A 24,709-nucleotide genomic window follows, 5' to 3' on the forward strand; every position below is an offset into this window, starting at 1 on the left:
AAGTCTCCCCTTTTTGGAGTTTTTCATGAGTTATTCTTTTACCGAAAAAAAACGTATCCGTAAGAGTTTTGCAAAACGTGCCAATGTCTTAGAGGTGCCATTTCTGCTGGCTACTCAGTTGGATTCTTATGCAAAATTTTTGCAATTGGAAAAGCCATTCAATCAGCGTACTGATGATGGTCTACAAGCGGCATTTAATTCGATTTTTCCGATTGAGAGCCATAATGGTTATGCACGCTTGGAATTCGTACACTATACCCTAGGTGAACCTTTATTTGATATTCCAGAATGTCAATTACGAGGTATAACTTACGCAGCTCCGTTGCGTGCCCGTATTCGATTGGTTATTTTGGATAAAGAATCTTCTAAACCCACAGTAAAAGAGGTTCGAGAGAATGAAGTGTATATGGGAGAAATACCCTTGATGACACCAAGTGGTTCTTTCGTAATTAATGGTACAGAACGGGTAATTGTTTCTCAGTTACATCGTTCTCCGGGTGTATTCTTCGAGCATGATAGAGGCAAAACGCATTCGTCCGGGAAATTGTTATTCTCTGCTCGCATTATTCCTTATCGTGGCTCTTGGTTGGATTTCGAATTTGATCCGAAAGATCTGCTTTTCTTCCGTATTGACCGCCGTAGAAAAATGCCGGTTACGATTTTGCTGAAGGCTTTAGGTTATAACAATGAGCAAATTTTAGATACTTTTTACGATAAAGAAACTTTTTATCTTTCTAAAGATGGCGTTCAAACTGACTTAATTGTAGGCCGTCTGAAAGGCGATACAGCGAAACTGGATATTGTAGATAAAGACGGTAATGTTTTAGTCGCTAAAGGTAAACGTATTACTGCAAAAAATATACGTGATATTAGCAATGCAGGCTTAACTCGTTTGGATGTTGAGCCTGAAAACTTGTTGGGTAAGATATTAGCAACTGATTTGATTGTGTCCGATACCGGCGAGGTATTGGCTGTTGCCAATGAAGAAATTGCAGAAGAATTATTGGCTAAGTTAGATATTCATGGCGTTGATAAGGTTGAAACGCTGTATATCAATGAGTTGGATCAAGGTGGTTATATTTCCAATACCTTACGTACTGATGAAACTGCTGATCAACAAGCCGCTCGAGTGGCGATTTACCGTATGATGCGCCCCGGTGAGCCTCCTACCGAAGAGGCGGTTGAGCTTTTGTTTAATCGATTGTTCTTTAACGAAGATAGTTATGATTTATCACGTGTGGGCCGTATGAAATTCAATACCCGCACTTATGAACAAAAACTGGATGCAGAACAAACAGCATCATGGTACGGGCGCTTATTGAACCAAACTTTTGCCGGAGCAGCTGAAAAAGGTGGTTTTGTATTAAGCGTGGAAGATATTGTTGCTTCTATTGCTACTTTAGTTGAATTGCGCAATGGTCATGGCGAAGTGGACGACATCGATCATTTGGGTAACCGTCGTGTGCGTTCAGTAGGTGAATTGGTGGAGAACCAGTTCCGCAGCGGCTTGGCACGTGTTGAGCGGGCGGTGAAAGAGCGTTTGAATCAGGCAGAATCTGAAAATCTGATGCCTCACGATTTGATTAATGCCAAGCCGGTTTCTGCTGCAATTAAAGAGTTTTTTGGTTCCAGCCAGTTGAGCCAATTTATGGATCAGACCAACCCACTGTCAGAAATTACCCATAAGCGTCGTGTGTCTGCTTTAGGTCCGGGCGGTTTGACACGTGAACGTGCGGGCTTTGAGGTGCGCGACGTACATCCGACCCACTATGGCCGTGTCTGCCCGATTGAAACACCTGAGGGTCCGAATATTGGTTTGATTAACTCGTTGTCTGTTTACGCACGAACCAATGAATACGGTTTCTTGGAAACACCATACCGTCGCGTAGTAGATGGAAAAGTAACCGATGAAATCGATTACTTGTCTGCCATCGAAGAAGGCCGTTATGTGATTGCACAGGCAAACGCCGAACTAGATTCAGACGGCCGCTTGACAGGCGATTTGATTACCTGTCGTGAAAAAGGTGAAACCATTATGGCGACTGCCGATCGCGTTCAATATATGGACGTGGCGACCGGTCAAGTGGTTTCCGTGGCTGCTTCTTTGATTCCTTTCTTGGAGCATGACGATGCGAACCGTGCCTTGATGGGTGCCAACATGCAACGTCAGGCCGTACCATGCTTGCGCCCGGAAAAACCGATGGTAGGTACCGGTATTGAGCGTTCGGTAGCCGTGGACTCTGCTACTGCAATCGTTGCCCGCCGCGGTGGTGTTGTGGAATATGTGGATGCCAACCGTATCGTTGTTCGTGTACACGATGATGAAGCGACTGCTGGTGAAGTGGGTGTGGATATTTACAACTTGGTGAAATTTACCCGCTCAAACCAATCAACCAATATTAACCAACGTCCTGTCGTGAAAGCCGGTGATCTGCTGCAACGCGGCGACGTCGTGGCCGATGGCGCTTCTACCGATTTAGGTGAATTGGCCTTGGGTCAAAACATGACCATCGCTTTCATGCCGTGGAACGGTTATAACTATGAAGACTCGATTTTGATTTCTGAAAAAGTGGCAGCAGATGACCGCTACACTTCTATCCATATCGAAGAATTGAATGTAGTGGCACGTGATACCAAATTGGGCGCGGAAGACATTACCCGCGATATCCCTAACTTATCTGAGCGCATGCAAAACCGTTTGGACGAATCCGGTATCGTTTATATCGGTGCAGAAGTTGAAGCAGGCGATGTGCTGGTAGGTAAAGTAACGCCTAAAGGCGAAACCCAACTGACACCAGAAGAAAAACTGCTGCGTGCCATTTTCGGTGAAAAAGCATCGGACGTGAAAGACACTTCATTGCGTATGCCTACCGGTATGAGCGGTACCGTAATCGACGTGCAGGTATTTACCCGCGAAGGCATCCAACGCGATAAACGTGCGCAATCGATTATTGATTCCGAGCTGAAACGTTACCGCCAAGATTTGGGCGACCAATTGCGTATTTTTGATAACGACGCATTCAGCCGTATCGAGCGCATGATTGTCGGCCAAAAAGCCAATGGCGGCCCGATGAAGTTGGCTAAAGGTAGCGAAATTACTGCCGAATATCTGGCATCTTTGCCGAGCAAGCACGATTGGTTCGATATCCGTTTGGCTGATGAATCATTGGCTAAACAAATGGAGTTGATCAAAGTCAGCCTGCAACAAAAACGCGAAGAAGCCGATGCCTTGTATGAAGTGAAGAAGAAAAAACTGACACAAGGTGATGAGCTGCAGCCGGGCGTTCAGAAGATGGTAAAAGTATTCATCGCCATTAAACGCCGCCTGCAAGCCGGTGACAAAATGGCGGGTCGTCACGGTAACAAAGGTGTGGTATCGCGCATTCTGCCGGTGGAAGACATGCCTTATATGGCAGACGGCCGCCCCGTAGATATCGTATTGAACCCGTTGGGCGTACCGTCCCGTATGAATATCGGCCAGATTCTCGAAGTGCATTTGGGTTGGGCGGCAAAAGGTATCGGCGAGCGTATCGACCGCATGTTGGCCGAGCAGCGTAAAGTAGGCGAAATCCGTGAGTTCCTGAACAAACTCTACAACAGCAGCGGTAAGCAGGAAAATCTGGACGAGCTGAACGATGAAGATATTTTAGCTTTAGCAGAAAACCTGAAGCGCGGAGCCACCTTTGCCTCGCCGGTGTTTGACGGTGCCAAAGAAAACGAAATCTACGAGATGCTCGACTTGGCTTATCCGAGCGACGATCCCGAAGTAGAAAAACTCGGCTTCAACAACAGCAAAACCCAAATCACTTTGTATGACGGCCGCTCGGGCGAACCGTTCGACCGCAAAGTAACCGTCGGCGTGATGCACTACCTGAAGCTGCACCACTTGGTTGACGAGAAAATGCACGCCCGTTCTACCGGCCCGTACAGTCTGGTTACCCAACAGCCGCTGGGTGGTAAAGCCCAATTCGGCGGTCAGCGTTTCGGTGAGATGGAGGTGTGGGCACTGGAGGCTTACGGTGCCGCCTACACGCTGCAAGAGATGTTGACCGTGAAATCGGATGACGTTGCCGGCCGTACCAAAATGTATGAAAACATTGTTAAAGGCGAGCACAAAATCGATGCCGGTATGCCCGAATCCTTCAACGTATTGGTTAAAGAGATTCGCTCGTTGGGCTTGGATATCGATCTGGAACGTTACTAATATCGGAACCGGTTTTCAGACGGCCTCCAAAACATTCGGGCCGTCTGAAAAAAGATTTTCAAATGAATAGGCTTTCTTAATGAGGCCGTCTGAAAACTACCGTTCCACAAGGAGCAAAAATGAATTTGTTAAACTTATTTAATCCGTTGCAGTCTGCCGGCATAGAAGAAGAATTTGATGCGATCAAAATCGGCATTGCTTCACCTGAAACCATCCGTTCATGGTCTTACGGCGAAGTGAAAAAACCCGAAACCATCAACTACCGTACCTTCAAACCCGAGCGCGACGGTTTGTTCTGCGCCAAGATTTTCGGTCCGGTGAAAGACTACGAATGTTTGTGCGGTAAATACAAACGCCTGAAATTTAAAGGCGTAACCTGTGAAAAATGCGGCGTGGAAGTTACTTTGTCTAAAGTGCGCCGCGAGCGCATGGGTCATATCGAGTTGGCCGCACCCGTTGCCCATATCTGGTTCTTAAAATCATTGCCTTCACGTTTGGGTATGGTTTTAGACATGACCCTGCGCGATATTGAACGCGTGTTGTATTTCGAAGCCTATGTGGTTACCGACCCGGGCATGACACCTCTGCAACGCCGCCAATTGCTGACTGAAGATGATTACTACACCAAGCTGGAAGAATACGGCGACGACTTCGATGCCAAGATGGGTGCCGAGGGTATTCGCGAATTATTGCGCAGCTTAGACATTGCTTCAGAAGTAGAAGTATTGCGTCAAGAGCTCGAATCTACCGGCTCGGACACCAAAATCAAAAAAATCGCCAAACGCTTGAAAGTATTGGAAGCCTTCCAACGCTCGGGTATGAAGCTCGAATGGATGATTATGGATGTGCTGCCGGTGTTGCCGCCTGATTTGCGTCCGTTGGTACCGCTTGACGGCGGCCGTTTCGCCACTTCCGATCTGAATGATTTGTACCGCCGCGTGATCAACCGTAACAACCGTTTGAAACGTTTGTTGGAATTGCATGCGCCGGATATTATCGTACGCAACGAAAAACGTATGCTGCAAGAAGCGGTAGATTCGCTGCTGGATAACGGTCGTCGCGGTAAAGCCATGACCGGCGCCAACAAACGTCCGCTGAAATCATTGGCGGATATGATTAAAGGTAAAGGCGGCCGCTTCCGTCAAAACCTGTTGGGTAAACGTGTGGACTATTCAGGCCGTTCCGTGATTACCGTAGGCCCTTACCTGCGTCTGCATCAGTGCGGTTTGCCGAAGAAAATGGCTTTGGAATTGTTCAAACCGTTTATTTTCCACAAATTGGAAAAACAAGGTTTGGCTTCAACCGTAAAAGCAGCTAAAAAGCTGGTAGAGCAGGAAGTGCCGGAAGTTTGGGATATTTTGGAAGAAGTGATCCGCGAACATCCCATCATGCTTAACCGTGCGCCGACGCTGCACCGTTTAGGTATTCAAGCATTCGAGCCGATTCTGATTGAAGGTAAAGCCATTCAGCTGCATCCTCTGGTTTGTGCCGCGTTCAACGCCGACTTTGACGGTGACCAAATGGCCGTACACGTTCCGTTGAGCTTGGAAGCGCAAATGGAAGCGCGCACTTTGATGCTGGCCTCCAACAACGTATTGTCTCCCGCCAACGGCGAACCGATTATCGTGCCGTCGCAAGATATCGTATTGGGCTTGTACTACATGACCCGCGACCGCATCAATGCCAAAGGCGAAGGCAGCTTGTTCTCCGATGTGAAAGAAGTGCATCGTGCCTACCACACCAAACAAGTAGAGTTGGGTACGAAAATTACCGTGCGTTTGCGCGAATGGGAGAAAAATGCCCAAGGCGAGTTGGAGCCGGTGGTAAAACGTTATGAAACCACAGTAGGCCGTGCTTTGCTCAGCGAGATTCTGCCCAAAGGCCTGCCGTTCGAATACATTAATAAAGCGCTGAAAAAGAAAGAAATTTCCAAGCTGATTAATGCATCGTTCCGTTTGTGCGGCCTGCGTGATACCGTTATTTTTGCCGACCACTTGATGTATACCGGTTTTGCATTCGCAGCCAAAGGCGGTATCTCAATTTGTGTCGACGATATGGAAATTCCGAAAGAAAAAGCCGCATTGCTGGCCGAGGCGCAAAGCGAAGTTAAAGAAATCGAAGACCAATACCGCCAAGGTTTGGTAACGAACGGCGAGCGTTACAACAAAGTGGTCGATATTTGGGGGCGTGCCGGCGATAAAATCGCTAAAGCGATGATGGACAACCTTTCCAAACAGAAAGTCATTGACCGCGAAGGTAACGAAGTAGACCAAGAATCGTTCAACTCCATTTACATGATGGCCGATTCGGGTGCCCGTGGTTCGGCAGCGCAGATTAAACAGCTTTCCGGTATGCGTGGTTTGATGGCCAAGCCGGACGGCTCGATTATCGAAACGCCGATTACCTCAAACTTCCGCGAAGGTTTGACGGTATTGCAATACTTTATTGCGACACACGGTGCGCGTAAGGGTTTGGCGGATACCGCCTTGAAAACGGCAAACTCAGGTTACTTGACCCGCCGTTTGGTAGACGTTACCCAAGACTTGGTCGTGGTAGAAGACGATTGCGGCACAACTGACGGTTTTGTAATGAAAGCCGTGGTGCAAGGCGGTGATGTGATCGAACCGTTGCGCGACCGTATTTTAGGCCGCGTAACTGCCGGTGACGTGGTTGATCCTTCAAGCGGCGAAACGCTTGTTGAAGCAGGTACGTTGCTGAATGAGCAACTGGTTGATCTGATTGACCAATCGGGTGTCGATGAGGTTAAAGTCCGCACCCCGATTACCTGTAAAACCCGCTACGGTTTGTGTGCCCACTGTTATGGCCGCGACTTGGCGCGAGGCAAATTGGTTAATACCGGCGAAGCTGTTGGCGTGATTGCCGCTCAGTCTATCGGTGAGCCGGGTACTCAGCTGACGATGCGTACCTTCCACATTGGTGGTGCCGCATCGCGTGCCGCCGCCGCCAGCCAAGTGGAAGCTAAGTCAAACGGTACCGCACGTTTCAGCAGCCAAATGCGTTATGTTGCCAACAACAAAGGCGAACTGGTGGTAATCGGTCGTTCTTGCGAAGTAGTGATTCACGATGAAATCGGTCGTGAGCGTGAGCGCCATAAAGTGCCTTACGGTGCGATTCTGTTGGTACAAGACGGTGCGGCGGTGAAAGCCGGCCAAACCTTGGCTACATGGGATCCGCATACCCGTCCGATGATTACCGAGCATGCCGGTCAGGTGCGTTTTGAAAACGTGGAAGAAGGCGTGACCGTTGCCAAACAAACCGACGATGTAACCGGCTTGTCTACATTGGTAGTAATCGACGGCAAACGCCGTTCGGCATCTACTTCCAAACTGTTGCGCCCGACCGTGAAACTGTTGGATGAAAACGGCGAAGAAGTATGCATGCCCGGCACAACCACTGCCGTTTCGATGGCGTTCCCGGTAGGTGCGGTAATTACCATCCGTGAAGGTCAGGAAGTCGGCAAGGGTGACGTATTGGCGCGTATTCCGCAAGCCTCTTCCAAAACCCGTGATATTACCGGTGGTCTGCCGCGTGTAGCCGAACTGTTTGAAGCACGCGTGCCCAAAGATGCCGGCATGTTGGCCGAAGTAACCGGTACAGTGTCTTTCGGTAAAGAAACCAAAGGCAAACAACGCCTGATTATTACCGATGTGGACGGTGTGGCTTACGAAACCCTGATTTCCAAAGAGAAACAGATTCTTGTCCATGACGGCCAAGTGGTAAACCGTGGTGAAACCATTGTCGACGGCGCGGTTGACCCGCATGATATTCTGCGTTTGCAAGGTATCGAAGCGTTGGCTCGCTACATCGTACAAGAGGTGCAAGAGGTTTACCGCTTGCAAGGTGTGAAGATTTCCGACAAACACATCGAGGTGATCATCCGCCAAATGCTGCGTCGAGTGAACATTGCCGACGCAGGTGAAACAGGTTTCATTACCGGTGAACAAGTGGAGCGCGGCGATGTTACATTGGCTAACGAGAAGGCGTTGGCCGAGGATAAAGAACCGGCACGTTACGAAAACGTATTGCTGGGTATTACCAAAGCCTCGTTGTCTACCGACAGCTTCATCTCAGCCGCATCGTTCCAAGAGACCACACGCGTATTGACCGAAGCCGCAATTATGGGCAAACAAGACGAGTTGCGTGGTCTGAAAGAAAACGTGATTGTCGGCCGTCTGATTCCGGCAGGTACGGGCTTGACTTACCACCGTACCCGTCGCCAAGCATGGCAGGCGCATCACGAAGCCGAAGTAGCCGAACAGGTTAAAGAAGCCGAGTAATTTGTCACAAACAAAAAACCGCCGATTGTGAATGCAGTCGGCGGTTTTTTCAGACGGCCTCACACTTCAGACGATCAATCTGCATGGTTGATTGCATCTGCTGCGCATACGGCGGAAGACCATGCCCATTGGAAATTATAGCCGCCGAGCCAGCCGGTGATATCCATCACTTCGCCAATAAAATAAAGGCCGTCGCATAGTTTGCTTTGCATGGTTTTCGAATCAATTTCCTTTACATTGACACCGCCGCGGGTGGCCTCGGCTTTTTTGTGGCCGTCGCTGCCGCTGGGAAGCAGTGTCCAATGATTCAGGCTGTTACCGAGCTTTTGCAACAGGGAGTCGGGAATATCCGCCCATTTTTGCGTGGCGAATGCAGCGAAATCAGGTTGGTTTAGCCAAAATTCGAGCAGTCGGTCGGGTAAGGTAGGACAGAGTTGTTTCAAGGCGGTGTTGAGTTGTATTTTTTGTCTGATTTTTTCCTCGCATAATGAGTTTGCAAGATTCACTTCGGGAACAAAGTTCACGGTAAGGGTTGTGCCGGCGCGCCAGTAGCTGGATATCTGCAAAATGGCAGGGCCGCTCAGTCCCCGGTGGCGGAAAAGTAAATCTTCATGGAAGCTGATTTTCTGTTTGCCTGTTCCGGTGCTGATGATGACGGGTAGGGCGATCCCCGACAAACAGTCGAAGCCGTGTTGCGCCCAATGTTCGAAGCGCAGCGGAACCAACGCTGCTTCGGGAGGTATAACGGTGTGTCCGAACTGCTTGGCCAGTTCATAACCGAAAGGGCCGGCACCGATAGCCGGTATCGCCAATCCTCCGGTAGCAACTACTAAATTGAGGCAATGGAAAATACCGTGGTCGGTACGGATTTCAAACCGTGATTCGGAGGCCGTCTGAAAAAGGGTGGCGGAATCAACGCGGCATCCGGTGTGCCATTCGACTTTACCCTTTTCGCATTCGCTTTGTAATACGGAAATAATGTCTTGGGCGCTGTTGCTGCAAAACATTTGTCCTTTGTGTTTTTCGTGGTAAGCAACGGAATAGCTGTCCAGCAGGCGGATAAAGTCTTCGGCGCAATACCGCGATAAAGCGTGGCGGACGAAGCGCGGATGTTGTGAGACGAAATATGGAGAAGCATCATGGCCATCAAGGTGGCAGTTGGTAAAGTTGCAGCGGCCGCCGCCGGAAATACGGATTTTTTCACCTATTTTTGTTGCATGGTCGAGTAACGCGACACGGTGTCCGTGTTGCCCGATACGGGCAGCGCACATCATCCCTGCTGCACCTGCACCGATGATGACGGTATGAAACGGGTAAATGGTAGCCATAGTGGAATACTGTTCTGAAAACAGCATTGTAATGGATTCAGGCCGTCTGAAAGCGAAGTCGTGCGGTAAAACACAATATCCGATAAAATAGGCCGTCTGAAAAAAGGATACCGATATGGCAAAACCCAAAGGCGGCTTGGGCCGCGGCTTAGATTCTCTGATTTCCAATAATATAGACGACGGCGGCAACGACCGCCTGACTACGGTAGCCGTGTCCGACATCCAACCGGGCCGCTATCAACCGCGTGTGCAGATGGACGATGAGGCTTTGCAAGAACTGGCGGAGTCGATTAAAGCGCAAGGCGTTATCCAGCCGGTAATCGTGCGGGAACGCGGATTGTCCCAATACGAGCTGATTGCGGGCGAACGCCGTTGGCGGGCAAGCCAGTTGGCAGGGTTGACGGAAATTCCGGTGGTCATCAAAAGTATCAGCGATGAAGCGGCGCTCGCAATGGGTTTGATTGAAAACATCCAACGTGAAAACCTCAATCCGATTGAGGAGGCACAAGGTTTGAAACGGTTGGTCGATGAATTCGGACTTACCCATGAAACCGTTGCCAAAGCGGTAGGACGCAGCCGCAGCAGCGTTTCAAACAGTCTGCGTTTGTTGGGGTTGCCCGAACCTGTGCAGGATATGCTTTATCAGCGCCGCTTGGAAATGGGACATGCCCGGGCATTACTGACATTACCTGTGGTCGAACAATTGGAATTAGCACAAAAGGCAGTAAAAAATGGTTGGTCGGTGCGCGAAGTGGAGCGTCGCAGTCAAGTACTCCAGCAAGGCAAAAAAGCAGAAGCACCTAAAACCATCCATCCCGATATCCGCCGTCTTAATGATGCGATTACCGAGAAACTCGGTGTAAATGCAGAAGTACAAACAGTTAACCAAAAAAAAGGCAAAATTGTTTTGTATTTTGATAATCCCGAAACATTGGATAATTTGTTAAAGCAATTCGGTATCGAATACGGGGGGTAATGGAAGGAAAGTATTTTGAGGCCGTCTGAAATTTCAGACGGCCTGTGTTTTGGTATAAACCATTTCTATTTAAGAGAAAATAGGGCAGATTATGAACGGATAAGGGAAGAATTTGCTGTATAACTTTTTGAATTGTGTAGTATTATGTAATTCATAGCGAGAGCCTTTCCGAAAGGTCCTAAAACAGGCAGGTAACAGCCCGAAAACTTAATTCACAAAGATTAACAATTTTCTTGACGCACCCTAGTAAGTTCATTATAGTAGCTCGGCCTATATTACCTGTGGCTGAACTGAATGAATAAGATTCTGTATATACAGTTAAGTGCGTTATCAGTCACATCCGTTATATGTACGCTTGTAAGTGGAATAAAAGGCTTTTTATCTTCATGGGCCGGCGGCTTATGTTATTTATTGCCTTCTGCAGTTGCAGTATTACTTTTAAGTTTTCTAAAGCGTTACCCGCAAGTAGCCGCAAAGGCTTTTTTGTTTGTAGAGAGCTTAAAAGTAGTGCTGTCGCTGGTGTTGATGCTGATAGTATTTTATTTTTGGCATGCGTCACTAACATTTATTCCCTTCTTGGCGGGGTTATTTGCTGTCAGCCATCTGGTTTTTTTAGCATTGTTGAGAGTTAGAAATTATGGCAGGTGAATCAATGACTGCTGCAGACTATATCAAGCACCACTTGCAAAGCTTGACGAGTTTGCAGGATGTAACCCAAGGGCAGGGTTTGAAAAATATTGCCGACTTTTCATTTATCAACCTTGACGCTATATTTTTTGCTATCGTAATGGGCATTTTGGGTAGCTTCTTCTTATGGCGTGCTGCAAAAAAGGCCACTCCGGGTGTTCCCGGTCGTTTTCAGGCCGCAGTAGAAATTTTGTTCGAGTTTGTGGACGATATGTGTAAAAACATCGTTCACAACGAGAAATCCCGTAAATTTGTCGCTCCTTTGGGTTTGACGCTCTTTGTATGGATTTTCTTAATGAACGCGATGGACTTGTTGCCGGTTGACCTGTTGCCTTTGACTTGGCAGGCTGCGACAGGTGAGCATCATGCGCTGCTTCGCGTTGTTCCTACTGCAGACTTAAATACTACGTTGGCTTTAGCTCTCGGAGTTTTATTGATCTGTATTTTCTACAATATCAAAATCAAAGGTTTTGGCGGTTGGATGCATGAATTATTCAGTGCTCCTTTTGGTGTGAAACTTGCACCTGCCAATTTTATTTTAAATATTGTAGAGTTCATATCCAAAACCATCTCTCACGGTATGCGGTTATTCGGCAATATGTATGCCGGTGAGTTGGTGTTCTTACTTATCGCCCTGTTAGGTGGCGCATGGGCTGTATCTGGCAGCGTAGGCGTGCTCGATCCGGTTATGTTTGTATTCCACATACTCGCCGGTTTGGTTTGGGCCATTTTCCATATCTTGGTTATTACCTTGCAAGCTTTCATTTTTATGGCTTTGACCTTTGTTTATATCGGTCAAGCACATGATGCACACTAGTTACTATATTGCAATTTGATAAAGTAGTATTTTTAACGTGGTTTTAACCTTTGTTTTTATTAAGGAGTTTTGAAATGGGTTTGATTGCTATCGCATGTGGTTTGATCGTGGCTTTGGGCGCTTTGGGTGCTTCTATCGGTATTGCTATGGTAGGTTCCAAGTATTTGGAGTCTTCTGCCCGTCAACCTGAGTTAATTGGCCCGCTGCAAACCAAACTGTTCCTGATTGCCGGCTTGATTGATGCCGCCTTCTTGATCGGTGTGGCTATTGCACTGCTGTTCGCCTTCGTTAACCCGTTTGCAGGCTAATCCGAACAGAAGCTGTTTCGAATAAGCGAAACATCTATGTGTATGATTAACCCTAATACGAAGGTTAAGTAAAGTGAATATTAATGCAACCTTATTTGCGCAGTTAATCGTCTTTTTCGGTTTGGTATGGTTTACCATGAGATTTGTGTGGCCACCGATCGCAAAAGCATTGGATGAGCGCGCCGACAAAATCGCAGAAGGTTTGGCTGCCGCCGAACGGGGTAAAAGCGATTTTGAACAGGCAGAAAAGAAAGTTGCAGAACTCTTGGCCGAAGGTCGGAACCAAGTTGCTGAAATAGTAGCTAATGCCGAAAAACGTGCAGCTAAAATCGTAGAGGAAGCTAAAACACAAGCCTCAACAGAAGCTGCCCGCATTACAGCGCAGGCCAAAGCCGATGTCGAGCAAGAAGCTAACCGTGCGCGCGAAGCTTTGCGCGAACAAGTAGCTGCATTGGCAGTAAAAGGTGCCGAGTCAATTTTGCGTAGTGAAGTCAATGCTGAGAAGCATGCGCAAATGCTTAGTGCTTTAAAACAGGAGCTGTGATCTTATGGCTGAGTTCGCAACAATTGCCAGACCGTATGCAAAAGCATTATTTGGCCTGGCTCAAGAGAAAAATCAAATTGAGTCTTGGTTGGGCGGACTGAAAGAGCTGTCATCCGTTGTACAGCAGGTGAAGATTGCTGCATTGATTGAACAGCCCGAAAAAAGTGCTTTTGATAAAGCAGAAGTTTTGGTTGGATTGGTTGAGTTGAACGATGCGAGTTTGAAAAATTTCGTACATGTTTTGGCTGAACAAAAACGCTTGCAGCTTTTGCCTGAAGTTTATGCACAATTTCAAGATTTAAGTCTGACACTAAATCACACAAAACGAGCTGTTATTTATAGTGCTTATGAATTAACAGATGCTCAATTGAAGGATCTGGTTGCAGAGCTTCAAGAGCGATTTGGTACAAGTTTGGAAATTACTACCGAAGTTGATCCTGAGTTGATAGGCGGTATAAAAGTTGAAATGGGTGATCAGGTGTTAGATTTGTCGTTACAAGGTAAATTGAATGCCTTGTACGCGGCTATGATAAATTAGGAGAGTTTTCATGCAGCTTAATCCTGCTGAAATTAGCGATTTGATTAAAGCTAAAATCGAAAATCTGTCTGTAAACACAGAGGTTCGTAACCGCGGAACCGTAATTTCTGTAACTGACGGAATCGTTCGTATTCACGGCTTGTCAGACGTTATGCAAGGTGAAATGCTTGAATTCCCCGGCAATACTTTCGGTTTGGCCATGAACTTGGAGCGTGACTCTGTTGGTGCCGTAGTGCTGGGTGAATATGAGCACATTAAAGAAGGCGATACCGTTACTTGTACCGGGCGCATTTTGGAAGTTCCTATTGGTCGTGAGCTGGTAGGTCGAGTAGTAGATGCTTTAGGCCGTCCTATTGACGGTAAAGGGCCAATTAATACAACCTTATCCGCTCCAATTGAAAAGATTGCTCCTGGTGTGATTGCCCGTCAATCAGTTGACCAGCCGATGCAAACGGGCTTGAAGTCCATTGACTCAATGGTTCCGATTGGCCGTGGACAACGTGAATTAATCATTGGCGACCGTCAAACCGGAAAAACAGCCGTTGCTTTGGATGCGATTGTTAACCAAAAAGGCACTGGTGTTATCTGTATTTATGTTGCTGTTGGTCAAAAGGCATCTTCTATTGCGAACGTCGTGCGCAAATTGGAAGAGCATGGTGCAATGGAACATACTATCGTTGTTGCCGCCACAGCTTCTGAAGCGGCAGCATTGCAGTTTATTGCTCCATATGCGGGCTGCACTATGGGCGAATTCTTCCGTGATCGTGGCGAAGATGCTTTGATTGTTTATGATGACTTGTCTAAACAGGCGGTGGCCTATCGTCAGATTTCTTTGCTGTTGCGCCGCCCTCCCGGTCGGGAAGCATATCCTGGTGATGTATTCTATTTGCATTCCCGTTTGCTGGAACGAGCTGCACGTATCAATGTGGACGAAGTTGAAAAACTAACCAACGGCCAAGTGAAAGGTAAGACAGGTTCTTTAACTGCATTGCCTATCATCGAAACACAAGCCGGTGACGTATCTGCATTCGTGCCGACCAACGTAATTTCTATTACAGACGGCCAGATCTTTTTGGAAACTGACTTGTTTAACTCTGGTATCCGTCCAGCGATCAATGCCGGTATTTCAGTATCCCGTGTAGGTGGTGCCGCTCAAACTAAAGTTATTAAGAAGTTAGGTGGTGGTATTCGTTTGGCACTGGCCCAATATCGTGAGTTGGCAGCATTTTCGCAATTTGCTTCCGATTTGGATGAAGCTACCCGTAAGCAGTTGGAACACGGTGAGGTGGTAACTGAATTGATGAAGCAAAAACAATTCAGTACTTTGAGTACGGCGGAAATGGCTTTAACGCTTTGGGCCATCAATAACGGTTCTTACGAAGATGTTCCCGTAGCTAAAGCATTGGCGTTTGAAGCTGAGTTTTTAAACCATGTACGCACCCAACATCCGGATGTATTAGATGCCATCAATGCTTCTGGGGCAATGTCTGACGAGAATGAACAGATATTGGCTCAAGCCATGAAATCCTTTAAATCTTCTTATAGCTATCAGGCTTAAGATTAGAGAGAAAGGAGTCTGAAATGGCAGTAGGAAAAGAGATTCTCACCAAAATCCGAAGTGTTCAAAATACCCAAAAGATCACTAAAGCGATGCAGATGGTGTCAACCTCTAAAATGCGGAAGACTCAAGAGCGGATGCGATTGGCGCGTCCGTATGCCGAAAAAGTACGGTTGGTTATGAGCCATTTGGCGCAAACCCATTCTGATCACGGTATCAAATTATTGGAACCACACCGCACGATGCAACGTGCCGGATTCATTCTGATTACTACCGATAAAGGTTTGTGCGGCGGCTTAAATGCTAATGTGCTGAAGAAGTTTTTGGCTCAAGTTCAAGAGTATCAGGAACAAGGTGTTGCAATTGATGTTGTATGCTTAGGTAGCAAGGGTTTGGCTGCTTGTCAACGTATCGGATTAAATGTTATTGCCAGTGTAACCAATTTGGGCGATACCCCTAAAATGGAAAGATTACTGGGGGCGTTAACCGAGATTTTCCAACGCTATGAAAAACATCAATTAGATGCCATCCATTTGGTTTATTCAGGGTTTATCAATACGATGCGTCAAGAGCCGCGTATGGAAACCTTGTTGCCTATCGGGCAAAACACGATGGAAGGTGTTAGCGAGAGTAAAGATTACAGTTGGGATTACCGCTACGAACCGAGTCCTGCTACTGTTTTGGAATACTTAGTCCGCCGCTATTTAGAGTCTGTGGTTTATCAAGCATTAAGTGACAATATGGCATCTGAGCAAGCCGCACGTATGGTAGCAATGAAAGCTGCAACCGATAATGCGGGTAATGCCATTAAAGAGTTGCGTTTGGTGTACAACAAATCGCGCCAAGCTGCTATTACTACAGAATTGTCAGAAATTGTTGCAGGTGCTGCGGCCGTTTAAGGTCGTGGTAGTGTGCATTTAAAATAGGATACGATAATGAGCCAAGGCAAAATCGTACAAATCATCGGTGCGGTAGTTGACGTGGAATTCCCACGTGATGCAATTCCGCATGTATACGATGCTTTGAAATTAGTCGATCACGATCTCACTTTAGAAGTTCAGCAACTTTTGGGTGATGGTGTTGTTCGTACTATTGCAATGGGTAGTTCAGACGGCCTGAAACGCGGAATGGCCGTAACTAACACCGGATCGCCTATTACCGTGCCAGTGGGTAAAGCCACGTTGGGACGTATTATGGACGTATTGGGCAACCCTGTGGACGAAGCCGGTCCCGTTGAAGCCGAAGAAACCCGAGCGATCCACCAGTCAGCCCCTAAATTTGATGAGTTGTCTAGTGCCACCGAGTTGTTAGAAACCGGTATTAAAGTGATTGATCTGCTGTGCCCGTTTGCAAAAGGCGGTAAAGTAGGTTTATTCGGTGGTGCCGGTGTAGGCAAGACTGTAAATATGATGGAGTTGATTAACAACATCGCGAAGGCACATAGCGGTTTGTCTGTGTTTGCCGGTGTAGGTGAGCGAACCCGTGAAGGTAACGACTTCTATCATGAAATGAAAGACTCCAACGTTTTGGATAAAGTAGCCATGGTTTACGGCCAAATGAATGAACCTCCGGGTAACCGTTTACGTGTTGCTTTAACAGGTTTGACGATGGCCGAATATTTCCGTGACGAAAAAGACGAGAACGGTAAAGGTCGTGACGTATTATTCTTTGTAGATAATATCTACCGTTACACTCTGGCCGGTACCGAAGTATCTGCATTGTTGGGACGGATGCCTTCTGCAGTAGGTTATCAACCTACATTGGCCGAAGAAATGGGCCGTCTGCAAGAGCGTATTACTTCTACTCAAACAGGTTCCATTACTTCTATCCAAGCGGTTTACGTACCTGCGGATGACTTGACCGACCCGTCACCGGCGACTACTTTTGCCCACTTGGATGCGACCGTGGTGTTAAGCCGTGATATTGCTTCCTTGGGTATTTATCCTGCAGTGGATCCGTTGGACTCTACTTCACGTCAGTTGGATCCGATGGTTTTGGGTCAAGAGCATTACGATGTGGCCCGTGGTGTACAATCCACTCTGCAAAAATATAAAGAATTACGCGATATCATTGCAATTCTGGGTATGGATGAACTGTCTGATGAAGACAAAATGACCGTGATGCGTGCACGTAAGATTCAACGTTTCCTGTCTCAGCCATTCCATGTTGCGGAAGTATTTACCGGTTCTCCAGGTAAATATGTTTCATTGCGCGATACGATTGCCGGCTTTAAGGCAATTTTGAATGGTGAATATGACCATCTGCCGGAGCAAGCTTTCTATATGGTTGGTGGTATCGAAGAGGCCGTAGAGAAAGCGAAAGCTGTAAACTAAGGAGATCGGCATGAACATCATGCAAGTTGAAGTGGTAAGTAACGAGCAACATATCTATTCAGGAGAGGCAACGTTTGTTGTAGTGCCTACTGTAACCGGAGAGCTTGGTATTTATCCGCGACATGAACCGATCATGAGTTTAGTTCGTCCGGGTACTTTGCGTTTGACAAGTCCCGGGCAGGCTGAGGAAATATTAGTTGCCGTTTCCGGCGGTCTTTTGGAAGTGCAGCCTGATAAATTGACGGTATTGGCAGATGTTGCCGTCCGCAGCAGTGAAATGGATCAGGCGCGTGCGGAAGAGGCTAAAAAAGCGGCAGAGGCCCGTATTTCTCAAGCTCAAGACGATGAAGCTTTGGCTAAAGCACATGCGGCGTTGGCTGCTGCGATTGCCCAACTCAAAACCCTGGATTATATTCGTGCACAAAAGAACAAATAAATTTTGTTTTAAATAAATCAATCAAAGCACAGCTTTATGGCTGTGCTTTTTTGTTATTTAGAATTGGCATAATCACTTATTATTTTGAGTTACCTGAATTAAATAACAGCATACCCGATAATGCATGGCAGTGAAATCAAATCTTGTGTCGCAAACAATCGGTTGCAGAAATAAGAAATGAAATAGTACGACAAGGACAAACAAAGTAATGTGAAATACTTGGTTTCGCAACACAAGCCATTGCAGTTAAATTATTTTTTAACTCTTGAGTTTTTAACGGCTGCCCTAATCTAATTGTCAATTTTCATAAACCCTTCAAAATAAGTATTATGAGTAACAAAGATTTTTACGAAACCTTAGGCGTTGCACGCAGTGCAAATGATGATGAAATTAAAAAAGCCTATCGTAAATTGGCTATGAAATATCATCCCGACCGTAATCCGGATGATAAAGATGCCGAAGAAAAATTTAAAGAAGTTCAAAAAGCATACGATATTTTGTCTGATAAAGAAAAACGTTCTGCCTACGATCAATTTGGTCATGCCGGTGTCGATCCCAATATGGGAGGCGGCGGTTTCGGTGGCTTTGGAGGATTTGGTGGAGCTCAAGGGTTTGATTTTGGTGATATTTTCAGCCAAATGTTTGGTGGTGGAGCAGGTGGCCGCCAACAGAGCTACCAAGGGGCGGATTTACAGTATGCCGTAGAAATCACGCTGGAAGAGGCTGCCAAAGGTATCAAAAAACGCATTACCATTCCGACTCATGAAGAATGTGATGTTTGTCACGGCAGCGGTGCCAAGCCGGGAACATCTGCAACAACCTGTTCCACCTGTCATGGAAGCGGTACGATTCATGTCCGCCAAGCAATTTTTCAAATGCAGCAAACCTGCCCGACCTGTCACGGTACGGGTAAGCAAATTAAAGATCCTTGCATGAAATGCCGTGGCGAAGGCCGCGTGAAAACCAGCAAAACGGTTGAGGTAAATATTCCTGCCGGTATTGATGACGGCCAGCGTATCCGTTTGAGCGGCGAAGGCGAACCGGGTATGCACGGTGCGCCGAATGGTGATTTATATGTTGTGGTGCATGTGAAAGAACACAAAACATTTGAGCGAAACGGCTTGGATTTGCATTGCGAGATGCCCATTAGTTTTGCGATTGCTGCGCTTGGCGGAGAAGTGGAAGTGCCTACATTGGATGGTAAGGTGAAGCTGAGTATTCCCAAAGAAACGCAAACCGGCCGCCGTATGCGGGTAAAAGGGAAAGGAATCAAATCGTTGCGTTCCAGTGCCGTAGGTGATTTGTATTGTCATGTGGTTGTAGAAACACCTGTGAATCTGACCGATCGTCAGAAAGAGCTGTTGGAAGAATTTGAGAAAATTTCTACCGGTATGGAGCGTTCGCAAACGCCGCGGCAAAAATCATTCTTCGATAAAGTACGCGATATTTTTGATTAAGCTGATTAATCGGATGTAGTAGCCAATATCTGTTTTTTCAGACGGCCGTCTGAAAAATATATTTAAGATAGCAGAACGGATGGTCTTTTGACTGTCCGTTTTTGTTTTCAAACAAGCCGGATGCCGATGGACATGCTTTTCAGATGGCCTTAAAAGATTGAACGAGATAGCCAATCTGATAAGGCGGCAAAGTGCAGCAACACCGTAATAAGGGTAAGGTCGATTGAGTATATAGTGGCTCTAACAAGCAAAACGGGGATAACTATTCACTAGGAGTTGCAAGCATATGGCGGTGAACATCAAAATTCATACAAGGCAGTAAACCGCAAGCAGTACGGTGGAGATGGCGCAATGTGAACCGGTATTCCTTGTTATGGCCGAATGACTCCAACCGCAGTAAAAGTAAGCAGAACCGGTTTGCCCCGTTATTGAACCGCCATTTTATCTTGCTCGCCATAAACACCGGAGGCCGTCTGAAAACCTAATTTCAGACGGCCTCCGGTGTTGTCATATCACAAGGTTTCGATATTAACCGTTTCTTCGGCGGCTGCGCTCAATGCTGCATTTAATACGGAGAAAAATTCACTGCCATCGCGAGTAGCCAGCCATCGGCCGTTTTTTTCGGAAAAATGATAACCGCCGCTTTTGGCTGCAATCCACAATTCCTGATTGGGGGTGTGGCGGTTAACAATAATTTGCGTGCCGTCGCCTGCTTCGATTGTAAGGACGTTGCCGCTGAACCGGCAGTCGAAATCCCAGCCGCCTTCGTCGATTTGGTCTTCAATATGGGCGAAGAGGGCATCGGAATGTTGTAAAAATTCGCTTTCAGTCATGATGGTTTTGTGCATTGCTGCGTTTTTGTTTAAGATACCGAATCTTGCCATATTACCGTGCCTGAAGGAAGACGATCATGAAGTCCACCGCACTTTTACTGGTAGCTGCCGTATTTTTGGCCGGCTGCGGTTACAAAGGCGATCTGTATCTGCCTAAAGAGAACGATAAAGCCCGTTTTGGAGTTATCCAAACCGGTTTGCAGTTTGAATCCAAAGAACCTACCGCTCCCTCGGAATAAACCATAATGACTTTACATTGCGAACAAACCTCTTTTACCCATCTTGCCGACCAGTTTGGCACGCCTTTATATGTGTATAGCAAAGCTGCGCTTACCGAGGCTTTTCACGCTTATACCGATGCGTTTGACAAGCTGGAACCGTTGGTTTGCTACGCCGTTAAAGCGAACGGCAATCTGAGTATCCTCAAACATTTTGCCAGCCTCGGCAGCGGCTTTGACATTGTATCGGGCGGTGAATTGGTACGGGTGCTGGCGGCGGGCGGCGATGCGGGTAAAACCATTTTTTCAGGAGTGGGTAAGAGTGAGGCGGAAATTGAATTCGCGTTGAATGCCGGCGTGTTGTGTTTCAATGTGGAAAGCCTGCCTGAACTTGACCGCATACAGGCGGTGGCCGGGCGGTTGGGCAAAACAGCTCCCGTCTCATTGCGTATCAATCCCGATGTGGATGCGAAAACCCATCCTTATATTTCTACCGGTTTGAAATCCAACAAATTCGGTATTGCCTACGCCGATGCGCTTGATGCTTACCGCTATGCGGCCGGTTTGGGCCGTCTGAAAATCGTCGGTATCGATTGCCATATCGGTTCGCAGTTGACCGATTTAAGCCCGTTGGTAGAGGCATGCGAACGTACGTTGAAGCTGGTCGATACGTTGGCGGCCGAAGGTATTGTGCTGGAGCATATCGATTTGGGCGGCGGTGTCGGTATTGTATACGATGATGAAGAAGTACCCGATTTGCCATCTTATGCGCACGCCGTTGCGGAATTGATGGGCGGACGCAAGCTGAAATTGGTATTGGAACCGGGGCGCAGTTTGGTCGGAAATGCCGGTACTCTGCTTACCCGTGTCGAGTTTGTGAAGCAGGGCGAAGAGAAAAATTTTGTGATTGTTGATGCGGCAATGAATGATTTGATGCGTCCGGCACTTTACGGTGCTTTCCACCGTATCGAAGCAGTTGAATCAAAAGATATTGCACCGTTTACCGCCGATGTGGTCGGCCCTATCTGTGAAACGGGTGATTTTCTGGCTAAAGAACGCGTATTGGCCTGTGAAGCGGGCGATCTGTTGGCCGTTCGCAGTGCCGGAGCATACAGCAGCAGCATGGCGAGCAATTATAATGCCCGCAACCGCGCGGCGGAGGTGTTGGTGGACGGCAGCGAAGTGAAGTTGATTCGGCAACGCGAAACGATTGAACAGCAATTGGCCAATGAAACAGCTTGCTTATAACAACCGGTAGCGGATGACGGAGAGGCCGTCTGAAAGTAGCTTTTGCTTTCAGACGGCCTTTTTTACGGCACATTCAAGATGAGAGGCGTTGTTTTGTTGGTCGAACTGTTTTCGGTGTTCCGCTTCGGGATAGATAGGAACGGAGCGGCTATCCGCATGCAACGGTGCTGAATTTCGATTGCATCAAAGCATAGGTTTCAAGATAGCCGGTTTTAATCGGCATCAGCAGCGTGCCACGGTTTTTGTGCGCCGGCATGGAATGAGGGTTTTTCGCCGCCCCACAGGCTGTCGATGTCGTAAAAATCGCGCACGGCAGGCAGCATAACGTGTACAACCAAATCGCCTGCGTCGACCAATGCCCATTCGCCGCTGTCTTGGCCTTCGCTGCCGAGAATTTCAAAACCGGCGGCCTTCAAATCAACCGCCACATTATTGGCCAAGGCTTTTACTTGGCGGGAGCTGTCGCCGTTGGCGATAATCATGCGGGCAAACAGAGAGGTTTTTTCTTGGGTTTCCAGCACGGTGATGTCTTTGGCTTTGATGTCTTCCAATGCGTTTACGGCGACATCGACCATTTTTTGCAAGTCTTGCAGTTCTTGTTCGTTCATTAGCTTTCCTGTTGGTGATTTTGTTAATAAAAGATCGGGGGAAGGGTTTTCAGACGGCCTTTTTTCCGAGGCCGTCTGAAATCACGGTTTATACAGCTTGTGCTGCCGGATGTAGTTTTCTACGCGGCGGTCTAAAAAATCGGACACCGGTTCGTTACGGCCGATGCGTCGGCGCAGTTCGGTGGAACTGATGTCGTACAGCGGCGTTTGCAGCGGTTTCAGGCGGCCGTTTTGCAGGGCTTCGCCCAGCCATGCATGGATTTCTTGCGGGGCCTGATGAAGGCTGAAACCTTGTCGGGCGGCTACGGCGATGTTGATTTGTTTGACTAATGTTTGCCACTTTTTCCATGTGTGGAGTCGAAGCAGGCTGTCGCTGCCGAGCAGCCACCATAATTGGGCGGCAGGGAATTGCTGGCGGAAAATCTGTACCGTATCGAAAGTGTAGGTGGCACCTTCGCGCACAATATCGCAATCGCTGACGGCGAAACGTTCATCGTCGGCGATTGCCAGTTCGGTCATGGCAAGACGGTGGTGTGCAGGCGTGCGGGTGGCTTCTTCTTTGTGATAAGGGTCGCCTGCGGGCAGAAAAACCACCATGTCCAAACCCGATTCGTCGGCAAACGCACGGGCGATGTGCAAGTGGCCGTTGTGGATAGGGTCGAAGGTGCCGCCGAAAAGTCCGATTTTTTTCATGGGTTGAGGCCGTCTGAAAAGGCTATTTGTTAATGGGGCATTCGTTGTTGCCGTTGACGATCACGGTGAGTTTGCCGGTGGTGGGGTGGATAACCAAACCGTGTACGGCAACGTTTTCGGGCATCAGCGGGTGGCGGCGGATAATGCCGACCGTATGGCGTACGCTGTCTTCGACATCGTCAAAGCCGGTGAGCCAGCCGTCAAGGTCGATACCGGCGTTGCGCAGGGTGGTAATGCGGTCGTCGGGGATGCCGTTTTGATGGGCGTGGTTGAGAAAAGAATCGGGATGGAGGCCGCGCATGCCGCAGTCGTAGTGGGCAATCACCATGATTTCTTTCACTTTCAGTTCAAACACGGCCACTAGCAGGCTGCGCATCACGGAACCCCACGGGTGGGTAACGACGGCTCCTGCATTTTTAATCAGCTTGGCATCGCCGTTTTTCAAGCCCATAGCTCGCGGCAGCAATTCAACCATGCGGGCATCCATGCACGATAAGATGGCTAATTCGCGTTCGGGAAATTTATTGCTGAAAAATTGGGCGTATTCGCCCGAATCTACGAATTCCTCGTTGAATGTCAAAATATTGTTAAGTTCGCTCATAATGCCCTGATTTTTTGTGTTCACACAATCATTATAACGGTTTCGGCTAAGGCGTGCTGTAAAGGCTGCCTGAAAGCGGTGTTTTCAGACGGCCTGACATGATCGGATGACGGGTGTGGGGAATGCCTTTGGGTTAGTCGGATTGACCGCTTTCGGGAGTATCTTCCGAAACGGGATGATACGGCAGGTAAACGTCAAATCGCGTGCTTTTACCCGTGTATTGATAGGCAGGTTTTTCGTTGTTGAGAAAGACTCCGAGGCGGGGGCGTTTGACGACAATCCGTTTTTTCGCCACGGCGCGGGCGGCGGTCAGTAAAGCGGCTTCGTTTTGTGCGGTACCGACCAGACCGTGAAAATAGGCCATTTCTTTTTTTACGGCGGCGGATTTCTGCCGCTCGGGGTACATCGGGTCGAGATACACCACATCGGGGCGGCCTCGGGCGGCGGCCAGTTCAGGCAATAAGGCGGCGGTATCGCCAAAGTGCAGGGTAATGCGCTTGGCAACGGCGGCGGTATCGGGTGATTCGGCAGCACGCTTAAGGCCGTCTGAAAGCAGGCAGGCAACGGCGGGGTTTTGTTCGAATACATCCACCTGCAAGCCGAGGGAGGCCAGCACGAAAGCATCGCGCCCCAAGCCGCCCGTGCCGTCCCAGACGGTGGGTCGGGCAGTGTGGTTGACCGCTTTGGCAATCAGTTCGCCGCCGCCTTTGGTTCGCCGGTATTGCGCTGCCCCGCTGACGAAATCCACTCGTACCCGTCCTTTTTCTTTGGCTTTGCAAAGAGAGAGGCCGTCTGAATCCGCCAGCAGGTATTCTCCTTGCCCCGGCGGGCAGGCGCATACGGGCAGGCCGAAGCGGTTGATGAGTTCGCGGGCGGTTTCGTCGGCTGTATCGGTAAGGTAAACGGAAGTCATGGTTTCAGATGGCCTGTTTTGTCAGGCACGGGTTGGGCGGTGTGGCAATATTTCAGACGGCCTCATGCTTTATGCCGGTGTCGGGAGGCCGTCTGAAAAAAGTATGGTTTT

The 24,709-nt window shown here is 48.1% G+C and carries 21 protein-coding genes; 15 read left to right on the forward strand and 6 right to left on the reverse strand.

Annotation, left to right across the window (positions count from 1 at the left end):
• The first annotated feature begins 25 nt into the window (after positions 1–25).
• Both rpoB and rpoC read left to right on the forward strand, forming a co-directional pair.
• On the forward strand, positions 26–4,204 hold the full coding sequence (gene rpoB, locus EL216_RS07870; protein ID WP_126300855.1) for a DNA-directed RNA polymerase subunit beta: 4,179 nt from the start codon (positions 26–28) through the stop codon (positions 4,202–4,204).
• 119 nt (positions 4,205–4,323) lie between these two features.
• Complete coding sequence (gene rpoC / locus EL216_RS07875) at positions 4,324–8,502, forward strand: DNA-directed RNA polymerase subunit beta' (RefSeq protein WP_085390785.1); 4,179 nt, start codon at positions 4,324–4,326, stop codon at positions 8,500–8,502.
• 74 nt (positions 8,503–8,576) lie between these two features.
• On the opposite strand, the gene EL216_RS07880 is transcribed toward rpoC, so the two are convergent.
• Complete coding sequence (locus EL216_RS07880; protein WP_085390846.1) at positions 8,577–9,830, reverse strand: BaiN/RdsA family NAD(P)/FAD-dependent oxidoreductase; 1,254 nt, start codon at positions 9,828–9,830, stop codon at positions 8,577–8,579.
• Between the two features lie 115 nt (positions 9,831–9,945).
• Between EL216_RS07880 and EL216_RS07885 the strand changes: the two genes are divergently transcribed.
• The 11 genes from EL216_RS07885 to dnaJ all read left to right on the forward strand — a co-directional run bounded on the left by EL216_RS07885 (position 9,946) and on the right by dnaJ (position 19,484).
• Positions 9,946–10,806, forward strand: coding sequence for a ParB/RepB/Spo0J family partition protein (locus tag EL216_RS07885; RefSeq protein ID WP_085390786.1), 861 nt, complete (start codon positions 9,946–9,948; stop codon positions 10,804–10,806).
• A 294-nt stretch (positions 10,807–11,100) separates the two neighbouring features.
• A complete protein-coding gene (locus EL216_RS07890; protein WP_085390787.1) occupies positions 11,101–11,454 on the forward strand; it encodes an ATP synthase subunit I in 354 nt (117 codons plus the stop codon).
• Positions 11,444–12,310 (forward strand): F0F1 ATP synthase subunit A, encoded by an 867-nt coding sequence (gene atpB, locus EL216_RS07895; RefSeq protein ID WP_085390788.1) that lies wholly within the window; start codon positions 11,444–11,446, stop codon positions 12,308–12,310. Before EL216_RS07890 ends, atpB begins: the two co-directional genes overlap by 11 nt.
• Before the next feature lie 74 nt (positions 12,311–12,384).
• Complete coding sequence (atpE, locus tag EL216_RS07900) at positions 12,385–12,618, forward strand: F0F1 ATP synthase subunit C (RefSeq protein WP_004284425.1); 234 nt, start codon at positions 12,385–12,387, stop codon at positions 12,616–12,618.
• 73 nt (positions 12,619–12,691) lie between these two features.
• Positions 12,692–13,162: a F0F1 ATP synthase subunit B gene (locus tag EL216_RS07905; protein ID WP_085390789.1), complete on the forward strand. Its 471-nt coding sequence runs from the start codon at positions 12,692–12,694 to the stop codon at positions 13,160–13,162.
• A gap of 4 nt (positions 13,163–13,166) precedes the next feature.
• Positions 13,167–13,700 (forward strand): F0F1 ATP synthase subunit delta, encoded by a 534-nt coding sequence (locus EL216_RS07910; protein WP_085390790.1) that lies wholly within the window; start codon positions 13,167–13,169, stop codon positions 13,698–13,700.
• A 10-nt stretch (positions 13,701–13,710) separates the two neighbouring features.
• Positions 13,711–15,258 (forward strand): F0F1 ATP synthase subunit alpha, encoded by a 1,548-nt coding sequence (gene atpA, locus EL216_RS07915; RefSeq protein ID WP_085390791.1) that lies wholly within the window; start codon positions 13,711–13,713, stop codon positions 15,256–15,258.
• Between the two features lie 23 nt (positions 15,259–15,281).
• Complete coding sequence (atpG, locus tag EL216_RS07920; protein WP_085390792.1) at positions 15,282–16,157, forward strand: F0F1 ATP synthase subunit gamma; 876 nt, start codon at positions 15,282–15,284, stop codon at positions 16,155–16,157.
• Positions 16,158–16,193: 36 nt separating this feature from the next.
• The gene (gene atpD, locus EL216_RS07925; RefSeq protein ID WP_085390793.1) at positions 16,194–17,591 is read left to right on the forward strand and encodes a F0F1 ATP synthase subunit beta; all 1,398 of its coding nucleotides are present in this window, start codon (positions 16,194–16,196) and stop codon (positions 17,589–17,591) included.
• Positions 17,592–17,601: 10 nt separating this feature from the next.
• A complete protein-coding gene (locus EL216_RS07930; protein WP_085390794.1) occupies positions 17,602–18,027 on the forward strand; it encodes a F0F1 ATP synthase subunit epsilon in 426 nt (141 codons plus the stop codon).
• A 329-nt stretch (positions 18,028–18,356) separates the two neighbouring features.
• Entirely contained in the window at positions 18,357–19,484 is a 1,128-nt protein-coding gene (gene dnaJ, locus EL216_RS07935) for a molecular chaperone DnaJ (protein WP_085390795.1), read from the forward strand.
• 512 nt (positions 19,485–19,996) lie between these two features.
• Here dnaJ and cyaY read toward each other — a convergent pair.
• Positions 19,997–20,320, reverse strand: a complete 324-nt coding sequence (gene cyaY / locus EL216_RS07940) for an iron donor protein CyaY (RefSeq protein ID WP_107929242.1) — start codon at positions 20,318–20,320, stop codon at positions 19,997–19,999.
• 74 nt (positions 20,321–20,394) lie between these two features.
• Here cyaY and lptM point away from each other — a divergent pair, with 74 nt between their 5' ends.
• A complete protein-coding gene (gene lptM, locus EL216_RS07945) occupies positions 20,395–20,556 on the forward strand; it encodes an LPS translocon maturation chaperone LptM (RefSeq protein WP_085390796.1) in 162 nt (53 codons plus the stop codon).
• A 6-nt stretch (positions 20,557–20,562) separates the two neighbouring features.
• Entirely contained in the window at positions 20,563–21,783 is a 1,221-nt protein-coding gene (gene lysA, locus EL216_RS07950) for a diaminopimelate decarboxylase (protein ID WP_085390797.1), read from the forward strand.
• 212 nt (positions 21,784–21,995) lie between these two features.
• Here the strand turns inward: lysA and rsfS are convergent, their stop codons facing one another.
• The 4 genes from rsfS to EL216_RS07970 form a co-directional block, all read right to left on the reverse strand.
• Positions 21,996–22,391 carry a ribosome silencing factor gene (rsfS, locus tag EL216_RS07955; RefSeq protein ID WP_085390798.1) on the reverse strand — a complete coding sequence of 132 codons (396 nt, stop codon included), beginning with the start codon at positions 22,389–22,391 and terminating at the stop codon, positions 21,996–21,998.
• 81 nt (positions 22,392–22,472) lie between these two features.
• Positions 22,473–23,084 carry a nicotinate-nucleotide adenylyltransferase gene (gene nadD / locus EL216_RS07960; protein WP_085390799.1) on the reverse strand — a complete coding sequence of 204 codons (612 nt, stop codon included), beginning with the start codon at positions 23,082–23,084 and terminating at the stop codon, positions 22,473–22,475.
• A gap of 22 nt (positions 23,085–23,106) precedes the next feature.
• Positions 23,107–23,685 (reverse strand): beta-class carbonic anhydrase, encoded by a 579-nt coding sequence (locus tag EL216_RS07965; RefSeq protein WP_085390800.1) that lies wholly within the window; start codon positions 23,683–23,685, stop codon positions 23,107–23,109.
• A gap of 133 nt (positions 23,686–23,818) precedes the next feature.
• A complete protein-coding gene (locus EL216_RS07970; RefSeq protein WP_085390801.1) occupies positions 23,819–24,598 on the reverse strand; it encodes a class I SAM-dependent methyltransferase in 780 nt (259 codons plus the stop codon).
• Between the last annotated feature and the right edge of the window lie 111 nt (positions 24,599–24,709).

Source organism: Neisseria animaloris, assembly GCF_900637855.1.
Lineage (GTDB): Bacteria > Pseudomonadota > Gammaproteobacteria > Burkholderiales > Neisseriaceae > Neisseria > Neisseria animaloris.

What these genes read in the sequence shown, in the direction of transcription:
- rpoB (WP_126300855.1), top strand. Translation starts at nt 26, where the DNA reads ATGAGTTATTCTTTTACCGAAAAAAAACGTATCCGTAAGAGTTTTGCA.
- atpG (WP_085390792.1), top strand. Translation starts at nt 15,282, where the DNA reads ATGGCAGTAGGAAAAGAGATTCTCACCAAAATCCGAAGTGTTCAAAAT.
- atpE (WP_004284425.1), top strand. Translation starts at nt 12,385, where the DNA reads ATGGGTTTGATTGCTATCGCATGTGGTTTGATCGTGGCTTTGGGCGCT.
- atpD (WP_085390793.1), top strand. Translation starts at nt 16,194, where the DNA reads ATGAGCCAAGGCAAAATCGTACAAATCATCGGTGCGGTAGTTGACGTG.
- atpB (WP_085390788.1), top strand. Translation starts at nt 11,444, where the DNA reads ATGGCAGGTGAATCAATGACTGCTGCAGACTATATCAAGCACCACTTG.
- atpA (WP_085390791.1), top strand. Translation starts at nt 13,711, where the DNA reads ATGCAGCTTAATCCTGCTGAAATTAGCGATTTGATTAAAGCTAAAATC.
- EL216_RS07885 (WP_085390786.1), top strand. Translation starts at nt 9,946, where the DNA reads ATGGCAAAACCCAAAGGCGGCTTGGGCCGCGGCTTAGATTCTCTGATT.
- EL216_RS07880 (WP_085390846.1), bottom strand. Translation starts at nt 9,830, where the DNA reads ATGGCTACCATTTACCCGTTTCATACCGTCATCATCGGTGCAGGTGCA.
- lysA (WP_085390797.1), top strand. Translation starts at nt 20,563, where the DNA reads ATGACTTTACATTGCGAACAAACCTCTTTTACCCATCTTGCCGACCAG.
- nadD (WP_085390799.1), bottom strand. Translation starts at nt 23,084, where the DNA reads ATGAAAAAAATCGGACTTTTCGGCGGCACCTTCGACCCTATCCACAAC.
- EL216_RS07965 (WP_085390800.1), bottom strand. Translation starts at nt 23,685, where the DNA reads ATGAGCGAACTTAACAATATTTTGACATTCAACGAGGAATTCGTAGAT.
- EL216_RS07970 (WP_085390801.1), bottom strand. Translation starts at nt 24,598, where the DNA reads ATGACTTCCGTTTACCTTACCGATACAGCCGACGAAACCGCCCGCGAA.
- EL216_RS07910 (WP_085390790.1), top strand. Translation starts at nt 13,167, where the DNA reads ATGGCTGAGTTCGCAACAATTGCCAGACCGTATGCAAAAGCATTATTT.
- EL216_RS07890 (WP_085390787.1), top strand. Translation starts at nt 11,101, where the DNA reads ATGAATAAGATTCTGTATATACAGTTAAGTGCGTTATCAGTCACATCC.
- EL216_RS07930 (WP_085390794.1), top strand. Translation starts at nt 17,602, where the DNA reads ATGAACATCATGCAAGTTGAAGTGGTAAGTAACGAGCAACATATCTAT.
- rpoC (WP_085390785.1), top strand. Translation starts at nt 4,324, where the DNA reads ATGAATTTGTTAAACTTATTTAATCCGTTGCAGTCTGCCGGCATAGAA.
- dnaJ (WP_085390795.1), top strand. Translation starts at nt 18,357, where the DNA reads ATGAGTAACAAAGATTTTTACGAAACCTTAGGCGTTGCACGCAGTGCA.
- rsfS (WP_085390798.1), bottom strand. Translation starts at nt 22,391, where the DNA reads ATGAACGAACAAGAACTGCAAGACTTGCAAAAAATGGTCGATGTCGCC.
- lptM (WP_085390796.1), top strand. Translation starts at nt 20,395, where the DNA reads ATGAAGTCCACCGCACTTTTACTGGTAGCTGCCGTATTTTTGGCCGGC.